7 protein-coding genes are annotated in these 10,650 nt (G+C 70.4%); 6 read left to right on the top strand and 1 reads right to left on the bottom strand.

Annotation, left to right across the window (positions count from 1 at the left end):
* The first annotated feature begins 212 nt into the window (after positions 1 to 212).
* On the top strand, positions 213 to 1,787 hold the full coding sequence (locus ACZ52R_RS14780) for a hypothetical protein (protein WP_465617960.1): 1,575 nt from the start codon (positions 213 to 215) through the stop codon (positions 1,785 to 1,787).
* A 125-nt stretch (positions 1,788 to 1,912) separates the two neighbouring features.
* Here the strand turns inward: ACZ52R_RS14780 and ACZ52R_RS14775 are convergent, their stop codons facing one another.
* Positions 1,913 to 3,361: a PqqD family protein gene (locus ACZ52R_RS14775; RefSeq protein ID WP_360493842.1), complete on the bottom strand. Its 1,449-nt coding sequence runs from the start codon at positions 3,359 to 3,361 to the stop codon at positions 1,913 to 1,915.
* A 1,084-nt stretch (positions 3,362 to 4,445) separates the two neighbouring features.
* Here ACZ52R_RS14775 and ACZ52R_RS14770 point away from each other — a divergent pair.
* From ACZ52R_RS14770 to ACZ52R_RS14750, 5 genes are read left to right on the top strand one after another with little or no spacing between them, the layout of a single operon-like run.
* Complete coding sequence (locus tag ACZ52R_RS14770; RefSeq protein ID WP_360493839.1) at positions 4,446 to 5,474, top strand: beta/alpha barrel domain-containing protein; 1,029 nt, start codon at positions 4,446 to 4,448, stop codon at positions 5,472 to 5,474.
* 38 nt (positions 5,475 to 5,512) lie between these two features.
* On the top strand, positions 5,513 to 6,349 hold the full coding sequence (locus ACZ52R_RS14765; RefSeq protein WP_465617957.1) for a fumarylacetoacetate hydrolase family protein: 837 nt from the start codon (positions 5,513 to 5,515) through the stop codon (positions 6,347 to 6,349).
* Positions 6,350 to 6,382: 33 nt separating this feature from the next.
* On the top strand, positions 6,383 to 8,107 hold the full coding sequence (locus ACZ52R_RS14760) for a non-ribosomal peptide synthetase (RefSeq protein ID WP_465663423.1): 1,725 nt from the start codon (positions 6,383 to 6,385) through the stop codon (positions 8,105 to 8,107).
* 5 nt (positions 8,108 to 8,112) lie between these two features.
* Complete coding sequence (gene asnB / locus ACZ52R_RS14755; RefSeq protein ID WP_465663461.1) at positions 8,113 to 9,885, top strand: asparagine synthase (glutamine-hydrolyzing); 1,773 nt, start codon at positions 8,113 to 8,115, stop codon at positions 9,883 to 9,885.
* A gap of 49 nt (positions 9,886 to 9,934) precedes the next feature.
* Positions 9,935 to 10,648, top strand: coding sequence for a thioesterase II family protein (locus ACZ52R_RS14750; RefSeq protein WP_465617953.1), 714 nt, complete (start codon positions 9,935 to 9,937; stop codon positions 10,646 to 10,648).
* The last annotated feature ends 2 nt before the right edge of the window (positions 10,649 to 10,650 follow it).

The raw sequence follows: 10,650 nt of genomic DNA, 5'->3' as shown, positions 1-10,650 counted from the left end.
CGAACCCTGATCAACGACCACTGTGCTCGCTCCAAACCGATGAGAACCCGACAGCCCTGTCAGCCTGCCGGAACCCACCGTGCCGCTTCCCGGCCGCCACGTCTTGTACGTTCTTGACGTGCGCGGAAACCCGCTCCGAAGTTCCCCGACGGTTTGTCAAACGGCCTAGCATCCCTGCTTAAACTTGCGAACACCCCGGAACGGAGCGAACATTGACGACCAACGTCTTGACCATCGGCACGCCCGTCGACGATCTGCACGAGCGGCGGCTGAACGCGGTCGCCGCGGCCGGCGCCAGGCTCGGCGCACTGACCGGAGCCCCGGCGCCGGAGCCCTCCACCCCCGCCGTCGACCTGCTGCGCGCGCTGGCGGCCGCCGGCCGGATCGCGGTGAGCGCCGAGGACGAGGCGGCCGGACCGTGGACGTTGTCCTACGTGCCCTCGGCGGCCGCGCTGACCGCGGTGGCCACCGGCCGTGCGCCCTCCTGGGGGGCGCGGGTGGACACCAAGCAGCAGAAGGCGCTGCGCCGCAGCCGGGGCGCGGTGATCCGGCTGCCCTTCGCCGACCTCACGGGCGGCGAGGCGAGCGGCGACGCGGCCAACGAGGCGAACGGCGAGGCGAACGGCTCGGCGGGCGGCTCGGCGGGCGGTGATTCGCTGAGCACCTTCACCACCGACTGGTCGCCCTTCACCGCCGCCTGCGCGGTCGTGGTGCACCCTGACCACGAGGCACTGGCCGGCACCGAGGTGCGGCAACGCCCGTACTTCAGCGGCCGGTTCGTGCGCCACCCGCTTCACGGCGACGTGCTGCCCGTCTGGGTCGCCGACTGGGCCAAGCCCGAGTTCGGCACCGGCGCGGTGATCGTCAACCCGGCGCACTCGGTCGCCGACCTGGAGTTCGCGCGCGCCATCGGGCTGCCGGTCCGCTTCGGCCTCGGCGAGCAGGAGCCCGGCGCGGACCCGAAGACCTGGCTGACGCCGCCGGTCATCAAGACCGGTGTCGCGGTGCGGGCCGGCCGGCGGCACGACGGCCTGCCCCACGAGGAGGCCATGCAGGCGTACCTCGAGGACCTGCTGGCCTCCGGGCACGCCGAGACGGCCGAGTCCGTCTCGCTCGGCCGGACGCCGCTCGCGGTGCTGAGCGCCGACCCGGCCGGCGAGCTGCGCTGGGCGCCCGCGCTGCGGGCCCGCAGCCTCACCGAGGGGACGGACGGGGCCGCGGCCGTGTCCGTGTCGATCGACCCCGCGCCGCTGCTCGCCTCGGCGGCCGCGTACCCGGCGGGGCGGGCGACCCTGGTGGCCTCCTCGGAGGCGGTCACGGCGGACCTGCTGTGGCTGCGCCTGCTGACGCTGGACGTCGAGGTCGCGCACCCGCCGGTCGCGGTGCTGCCGGTGGCCCGGGTCGGCTCGGCCCAGAACGTCGATCCGGAGTGGCTGGACGCCTCGCTGCTGGTGGCGGGCCGCACGGACGAGACGGTGTCGGTCAAGGCCCAGCTCGGCGAGCAGATCGGACGCATCACCGGTGATCACGCGGCGGCGGCCGCCGCCGCCGGCGGGCCGGAGCCCGCGGCGTCCAAGACCGCCGCGAAGCTCTGCGAGGCGCTCTCCGCCGCCGACTTCCCGGCCGCCTTCGGCACGGCCGCCACCATCGCGAAGACGGTACGGCGCGGGGGCGAGGTCGGGGAGTCGGAGCGCACCGCGTTCCTCGCCGCCCTGCACGTGCTCTTCGGTCTGCCGCTGCCCGAGGGCTTCTCCGCAGGTGCGCTGGACGGCGCGCTGCGCGCGTGAGCCGGGCTGATCCGGACGTGATCCGGACCTGATTCGGACGCGAGGACGGGCGGGGCGCCGCAAGGCCACCCCGCCCGTCCACCGTCGCCACCGGCCGTCGCCACCGGCTGGTGCCATCGGCCTCGTTACCGGCCGGCGACCCGGTCCAGCACCTCGTCGCCCGCCGGGTTGCGCTTCACGCTGATCCGCTTCTGGTGCGGGTCGGTGAGCATGACCTGCGGGAGGACCCCCTTCTGCGCGGGCGCGTCCCCGAACGGCGACCAGAGCGGGCCGTCGTGCAGCGCCTGTAGGTCGGTCACGCTCAGTCCGCTGATCCGCTCGAGGCGGGCGGCGAGCGCGCGGTCCACGGAGCCGGCCAGCACCTCGCGGATCCGGTCCTCGGCCTCCAGCAGGTCGGGGTGCTCTCCGGCGAGGAACTCGTGCAGGTTGGCGGCCCGTCCCGCGAAGGGCGAGTACACCATGCAGACCAGCTGCGTGGTGTCGAGCCCGAAGGCGTCCTCGCCGTACCGGGTCGCGGACTCACGCATCGCCTCGACGCCGGCCTCGGTGGCGTAGCGCCGTTCCATCTCCTCGACGAGGTGGTCGGGGAAGTGCTTGCGGCGCATCAGTTCCAGGGCGAAGTCGGCGTACTGGTCGATGCCTTCGCGGTAGGAGCGCTGGTACACCCGCTCGGTCCGCAGTCCGCGCAGGTGGGCCATGAGCGCGGGGTTCACGCAGTCGGACTCGGTGAAGTTGAATGCGATGTCGTCGAAGACGAAGCCGAGGAAGTCCGTCAGGAGGCTCCAGTGCGCCCCTGAGGCGTAGCTCGTGTAGTCGTAGATGGAGTAGAACTGCAGCGCGGTGGGGATGGCCGACGTCACCCCGCGCGCCTCGACCCGCTCCGCGTTCTCCAGGCCGTGGATCTCCTGGAAGTAGGCCGTGGCCAGGCCGTTGAGCGTCTCCAGGGTGCCCTGGAAACCCTTCTTGCCGTCGGCGGGCTTCAGGCCGACGCTGCGCGCCAACTGCCGGATCCACAGGGCGTAGTCGCGCTGCTCGCGGGGGGAGTCGCCGGTGATGATCAGGTCCACGCCCTCGCCGTGGCCGGCGGCCACACCGAAGGAGTCCGCCACGTTCAGGTTGCACGCGTTGCAGAAGGTGGCCCGGCCGTCCCCGTAGGTGCGGTGCCCGGACATCAGCATGTCGACCCGGTTGAACTCGATCAGCCGGTGGGGCATGCTCCGGTCGCGGTGGAAGGGGCGGACCTGGCTGCCCTCGATGAGCAGCAGTTCGACGTCCGGATCGCCGTACAGGCCCAGCGCCTGGTACGTCCGGTCGATGTTCTGCATCACCTGGTAGGGCATTCCGCCGTGCCGCATGGTCGCCACCCGCAGCCGGAAGGTCTCCCCGTGCCGTTCGGCGACGGCCAGGTGGACGGCGCGCACGAAGGCCAGCGCGTAGGAGCTGTCCTTGCCGCCGCCGTAGGCAACCATCACGGTGTTGCGCCCGAGTTCGCCCGGTCGCGGCAGCGCTTCGAGCAGTGTCGTCGCGCACTCCTCGACCGCCGGCACGTCCCGCTCCGGGAGAGCCTTCCGCAAGTTGTCAAGAATAGCCGTGCTCATGACATCCCTCCCGGCTGCTTGGTCCTCGAGGACGCAGCCGACTCCAGTCGTCGAGGCCCCGATCGTCGGGGCCCGGTGTCGTGAACGAATGCGCCGGCCGACCGTCGATCACCCGGTGGCCGCGCAGGAAGAGGAGCCCGCTCCGGCGAACCGGGCGCGGGTGTATCTCAGATAATGGACAGAGTGGCTCGTTCGAACCCCTGGGGTCCCGAGCGGCGGAATCCAGCCTCGACCGGATGCGGGAGCAAGCGCTGAGCGACTCGTCCGGAGTCGGCGCGAGCTCTCGCCCGAAAAGCCAAACACACGTGTTCGCCCTGTGTCCAGCGAAGTCGATCAGTTCGCCCGCCTGCCCTTCGACGCCGGTCGGCCGATGGCTTCCAGCACCGATCGACCGCCGATCGACCGCCGCGGACCGCTCCGGACCGGGCCTGCCCGATCACCGACGTCTCGACATCCGAGACCGTTTCGGCTGTTCTGCCGGTTGGCTGATTCTTTCCCCTGCCGCCCCTGGGCGCGGCGGTCCCGACACCCGTCCGCAGCCGGTCCCGCTCCGCTGACCTGCAACAACCTGCCACCGGCCGGTCACTCCGAGGCCCGAAGAGACGCGACCATGCCGCCAGAACCGGACGGGCCGACTCCGACCTGACGATGCATGTCACATTCCCGACGCCCAACAAGCCGTTGATCTCCCTAAGGATGTGAGGCATAGTCAACAACCGGCGAGGACGCCGGCAATCCAGAGGGGGACTGGAGGTGGGAATCCCGTACGCGGACTTGTGTCGCGTCCGGCGAAGAAGTACTCACCACGAGGCCGGAACGCTCGCGCCCACGGCACGGTAGTGCCGGCGGCAGCGCGGCAGAGGTCGTTTCTCCATCCCGACCCTGATCGGGATTTCCACGGTCGAACTCCCTACGGTGACGTTCCATCGTTCTTGCTCCGCCGATGCGCGACCGCGCCCACCGGGAATCCGCCATGCGGTCCCGGAGGAGGTCCGGCATCGGCTCTTTCCCGCGAACCACCCATACTCATCCGCCAATCACTGAGCTCCGGAGGACGGTTATGTCTACAGCACCCGGCCCGCTGTTCGAGCCGCAGTCGAGCGAGATTCTTGACGCCACCCTGCGCGATGGCTCGTACGCCGTCGACTTCCAGCTCGAAGAGAAATTCGTCATCGAACTCCTCGGCCGACTGAACGAGACGCCGATCGGGAAGGTGGAAATCGGCCACGGCCTCGGCTACGAGGCCGAGCGTTCCGGCATCAGGGCCTGCAACATCGACCTGTCCCGGTGGTGCGAGATCGCCCGCTCGGAACTGTCGGAAACCTCCTGGGGCATGTTCGCGCAGCCCGGCTTCAGCCGGCTCGAGACGCTTCAGGAGCTCTGCGACCAGGGCATGTCGTTCGTCCGCATCGGCATGGAGGCCGACCGGGTCTCCGAGCACCTCGAGTACATCGAGCGCGCCACCGAGATCTGCGGGCAGGTCTACCTCAACCTCATGAAGACCAGCGCCACGCCCGCCGAGCAGCTGCCCAAGCTGCTGAGCGGAGTCACTCCGGCCGTGGCCGGACTGTACGTCGTGGACTCCTACGGCTCGATGCTCCCCAGCGACGTGCAGCACTACGTCGAGGTCGCCAGGGAGCACTTCCCGGTCGTCGGGTTCCACGGCCACGACAACCTCGGCATGGCGAACGCCAACAGCATCGCCGCGCTCCAGGCCGGCGCCGCCATCGTCGACGGAACGCTCGACGGCATCGGCCGCGGCGCCGGCAACGCGGAGACCGAGTCGCTGGCCGGCATCCTCAGCATGGTCGGCAGCGACAGGTACGACTACAAGCAGTTGGCCCGGCTCGCGGAGTTCTGCCGCACCAGCCTGGAACTCCTGCCGGAGAACCGGAACATGCAGGTCCTCGGCGGAGTCATCGGGATCCACTCCGGATACTTCCCGCTCATCGAGGAACTCTGCGCCGAGCTCACCGTCGACCCGGCCCCCCTGATGGAGATCGCCGTCGACCTGGCGTCGCAGAGCGTCGGCAAGAACCACCTTCACGCCGCGGCCCAGCGGATCTCCCAGGGCCTCGCGGCGGTCTAGCGAACCCCTTTCGACCAGCGCCCTACAGGGAGGAACACATGAGGATCGCACGATTCGACGCCGGCGACGGCTACCGGATCCACGCCGGACAGGACGGCGGCTGGGTGCCGCTGTCGGCCATCGAGGGCTACCAGGCTCCCGCGCGGATCGCGGACCTGCTGGACGAGGCCCGGAGGAGCGAGCTCGCCGCGCTGCTCGCCTCCCGGTCGGTCGAGCCGCTGACCGACGTCCGGCTCGACGAGGCCGCGACCATCGCCGACGGCGGCGACATCTGGGGTGCCGGCCTGAACTACCGGGGCCACTCCGAGGACCTGAACACCCAGCAGCCCGCCTCCGGCCCGGGATCGTACCTGCGGCCGAGCAGCTGCCTGATCGGCAACGGGCAGCAGATCGAACTGCCGTCCCAGAGCAAGCGGGTGACCGCGGAGGCCGAACTCGGTCTCGTCATCGGCGTGGCCTGCAAGAACGTGTCGCGCGCGAACTGGCGCTCGGTCGTCGCGGGTGTCACGACCGTGCTCGACATGACCGCCGAGGACGTGATCCGCGAGAATCCGCGGTACATCCCGTGGTCCAAGGGATTCGACACGTTCTGCAGTGTGGGACCGCAGCTGGTGACGCTGGACGAGTTCGACGACGAGGCGCTCCGGAACATCCGGGTGTCGACCATCCGCAATGACGAGGTCGTCTCCTCCGCCCTGGTGTCCGCCATGAAGTACGACCTGGGCTATCTGGTCGAGTACTTCACGGCCGGTCGGACCCTCGCGCCCGGAACCGTCATCTGCACGGGAACTCCGGGAGCCGCGGTGATCAGCCCCGGAGACTCGATCAAGGCCGTCGTCGAGGGTGTGGGAACGCTCGTCCACACCGTGCGGTAGTTCGTCTGACCATCGCTGAAAAAGGTTGATCACTTGTCTGTCCAGCAGATATCAGTAGTCGACGCGATCGAGCGCGTCGTTCAGGACCATCCCGACTGCGGCGCCATCGAGACCACCGACGGCTCGATCACCTATCGGGAATTCGGCGAGCACGTCCGCGATTTCACCGCGCGGCTCGAATCGCTCACCGAACCGGGTGAGTTCATCGGAATCGAGGCCGTCCGCACCTCGGGGTCGATCGTCGCCATGGTCGGCGCGCTGACCGCAGGACGACCGTTCGTGTTCATCGACCCGCGCGACAGCGAGTCGTCGAACAAGCGGAAGGTCTCCTCGCTCGGCATCAACCTGGTCGCCGGCACCCCTGCCGGGTCGCACGCGCCGCGACTCGCCGCGACGCCGGCCGAGTGGCGGGACGGCCCGGAAGGCCAACACCTGTCACCTCAGGTCGATCTGACGGAGTATCAGGACACCCTCGGCTACGCGATCCACACCTCGGGTTCGACCGGAGAGCCCAAGTGCGTCCTGGTGCGCGCCGAGCCGTTGGTGCCCATGGTCCGGGACCACGTACGGCGCCTGGAGCTGGACACCCGGTGCCGCACCCTGCAGTTCGCCCGACTGACCTTCGACGGGTGCATCACCGAGATCCTGTGGACCCTGACCTCGGGCGCCTGCCTGGTGATCCTCGGCGAAGAGCACCTCAGCCCGGGACCGGTGCTCCAGCGGACGCTGGAGCGGTACCGCATCACCCATCTGAAGACGACACCCTTCGCGCTGACGGCCACCGAGCCGAGCGAGGGGATGGCCCTCAAGCACGTGATCAACGGCGGCGGCGCCTGCCGGCAGGCCGTGCTCCGGAAGTGGTCCGCGGCGGCGGCGTTCCACAACGCCTACGGGCTCACCGAGACCACCGTCTGCAACTTCCTCAGCGCCCCGCTGGACCCGGACGACTGCAAGGAGTCCGTCCCGCTCGGCGACCTGGTCGGCGACTGCGGGTTCGACCTCGCCCCGCTGCCGACGGCGGCCGACGAGGCCGCCGGTTCGCCGGTGACCCGCGGCGAACTCGTCATCACCGGCAACAGCGTCGCGGTGGGCTACCTGACCGCCCAGGGCGTACGGCCCTTCCTCGACGACGACGCGGACCGGGTCTACCACACCGGCGACATCGTCGAACGCCGCGACGGACAGGTCTACTTCGTCGAGCGGCTGGACCGGCAGGTCAAGGTCCGCGGCTACCGCCTGGACCCGGGCGAGGTCGAGAGCGCGGCCTGCCGCCTCGACGGCGTCGTGGAGGCGGTCGTCACCGCCGAGTCGCACGAGAGCGGCGACGACGACGCCGCCGACGCCCTGGTCTGCTACCACCTCGGCACCGCCACCTCCCGGGAGGTGCGCACCCACCTGGAGACGGTCCTCGACTCCTACAAGGTCCCCTCGGTGATCCGGCAGATCGAGGCGGTCCCCTACACCCGCAACGGCAAGGTCGACCGCGAGGCGCTCCGGGCGAGCCGCCGCGCCGCCCCCGAGGCGGAACGGGCCGCCGCGCCGGAGGACCAGATCCTCGAACTGGTACGCCGGCTCACCGGGGTGGCCGACGCCGGCCTCGACGACAACTTCTTCGACATCGGCGGCGATTCGGCCTCCACGGTGATCCTGGTCAACAAGCTGAAGGAACTCGGCTGGATGGCTGTCGGCGTCCGGGACGTCCTCCGGGCCGAGAACCTGAAGGTCCTCGTCGACGAACTACGTGATCGGAGCGCTTGACCGCGATGTGTGGCGTATGCGGGACCTATTCCCCCAACGGTCGGGTGAATCGCAGCATCGCGGCTGCCATGCACAACCGGCTGGTCCACCGCGGACCGGACGAGACCTACTCACTCAACACCGGGACGCTGTCCGCGAAACTCGGCCGCCTCGGCTTCACCGGCCTGGTCGACGGCTGGCAGCCCGCCGAGGACCGCAGCGGCCGGTACGTGGCCATGACGAACGGCGAGGTGTACAACGCCGAGGCCCTCCGCGCGAAGGTGGGTGCCGACCGGCACCGGAACGCCGTCGACGTGTCCGTCATCCCCGAACTCGTGGCCCGGTACGGGATCCAGGGGCTCGGCCTGGTCGACGGGCAGTTCGCGACCGTCGTCTTCGACCGCGCCGAGGACACCCTGGTCCTGGCCCGGGACCGGTTCGGCGTCTGCCCGCTGTACTACGCCGCGACCGGCGACGACGTCCACTTCTGCTCGGAGCTCAAGCCTCTGGTCCAGAGCGTCGACCGCTCCTGGAAGGTGGACATCGGCGCCGTCGACCAGTACTTCTCGCTGGGCAACGTCGTCGCGCCGCGGACCTTGGTGAAGGGCGTGAACGCCGTCCCCCCCGGCTGCGCCGTCCGGTTCGGTCCGGACGGCCAGGAGACCGAACGCTACTGGCGCTACGGCGAGTTCGCCCCCACCGCGGAGGCGGTCCCGGACGAGGCGCTCCGGGCGGGGCTGCGGGGCTCGATCCGGGACCGGCTGCACGCCGACGTCGAGATCGGCGCCTACCTGAGCGGGGGGTTCGACTCCACCGCGATCCTGATGGAATCGGCCGCCCTGCTCGACCGGCCGGTCCGCACCTTCTCCATCGTGTTCGACGATCCCTCGCTGGACGAGGGGCGCTTCCAGCGGGAGGTGGCGCAGCAGGCCGGCAGCAAGCACGAGCAGATCCTGTGCCGGCCGACCGACATCGCGGCACGGTTCGAGGAGATGGTCCGGCACTGCTGCTACCCGCAGCGCGAGACCTACAACGTGGCCGCCATGATGCTCGCGGACACGGTACGGTCCGCCGGCGTCAAGGGGGTGGTCTCCGGCGAGGGCGCGGACGAGCTGTTCTTCGGCTACGACTCCTACGCCTTCGACAGCGCCACCAGGTCCACCCGGAGCTCCTGCGCCGAGAACGAACAGGCCTGGGGCCGCGCGGACTTCAGCTGGGAGGTGGACTGGCGCAAGGTGCACCGCCGGCGGGAGTACCTCGCACCGGCGGCCGCCGAGGCGCTGGTGGGCGAGGAGTTCTGGCGCACCAGGCTGATCCCGTTCTCCGAGGACGAGGCGAAGCGGCTCTCGCCCATGCAGCTTCGCTCCGTCTCCGACGTCTACGTCCAGCTGGCGGGCCACCTCCTCGGCGACCACGGCGACTCCATGGTCATGAAGAACTCGATCGAGGGCCGCTACCCGTTCCTCGGGAACGAGGTGGTCTCCCTCGCGCTGCGGACCGCCGACAGCGCCAAGGTGGTCGACTTCGAGGGCAAGGCCTGCCTCAAGTCGGCCTACCGGGGAATCGTCCCGGATTCCGTCCTGCAGCGCGGCAAGCACGGGTTCACCGCGTACGACCTGCGGTCGGTCGTCGACGCCCGGACCTGGGACGACTGGCAGGGCCTGGTCGAGGCCAGCGGGCTCTTCGTCCCGGGCAGCCTCGACACCGTGCCGGCCCAGGGCGGTGCGGACAAGTGGGACTTCAGGCTCAGCCTGATCAGCATCGCCATGGTGATGGACGAACTGGCCCTCGGGCTCTGACCCGTGAGCCCCGCCGCCACATGTCACTGAAAGAACAGGAGAGGGACCGGTGGATCCCGAAAGTCCGAGTGTCGTCGTCTTTCCGGGTGCCGGGTCCTTCGGCACCGAACTCCGCGGACTGCTGAGCGCGTCGGGGCCGTCGGCCTGGCTCGCCCGGTACCCGGGAAGGCTCGGCCGGGACTTCGGCCGGGCAGCGGGCGCCTTCGAGGAGGTCGTGCGGTCCTGCGTCGCCCAGGTGGAGCGGCGCCGGCCCGTACGGCCGGTCCTCGTCGGGCACAGCTTCGGCGCGTACGTGGCCCATGCCACGGCGCGGGAACTGGCGGAGCTGGGCACGGAGGTCGCCGCCCTGGTGGTGGTCGGCGCGAACGCACCGGCCCTGCTGACGGTGCCGGAGCCGCCCACGCTCCACCGGTCCGACACCGTCGCCTACCTGGAGGGCATCGACCCCGGCCTCCTGCCGGACGAGGGCGACGAGTGGCGGGAGATCGTCATCGACACCGCGATGCAGGACCTGCGGCTGCTGCGGGAGTCCACCGGCTCGACGGTCCGTGAGGTGAGCTGCCCGATCCTCGCCGTCCGCGGTGCGGAGGATCCGCTGACCTCCACCGACGGCATCGGCGCGTGGGCCGACGCCACGTCCGGCAGCTTCGTGTCCCGGACGTTCCCGGGCGGGCACTCGGACCTGCTGGACACGCCCGCCTTCGCCACGTGGCTGCGCGGGGCCTCCCGGCACTCGCCCGTCGCCACCCGAACCGCGGGCTGACC

This window comes from Kitasatospora sp. NPDC034023 (assembly GCF_055575795.1).
This window is presented reverse-complemented; position numbering and strand designations above follow the sequence as displayed.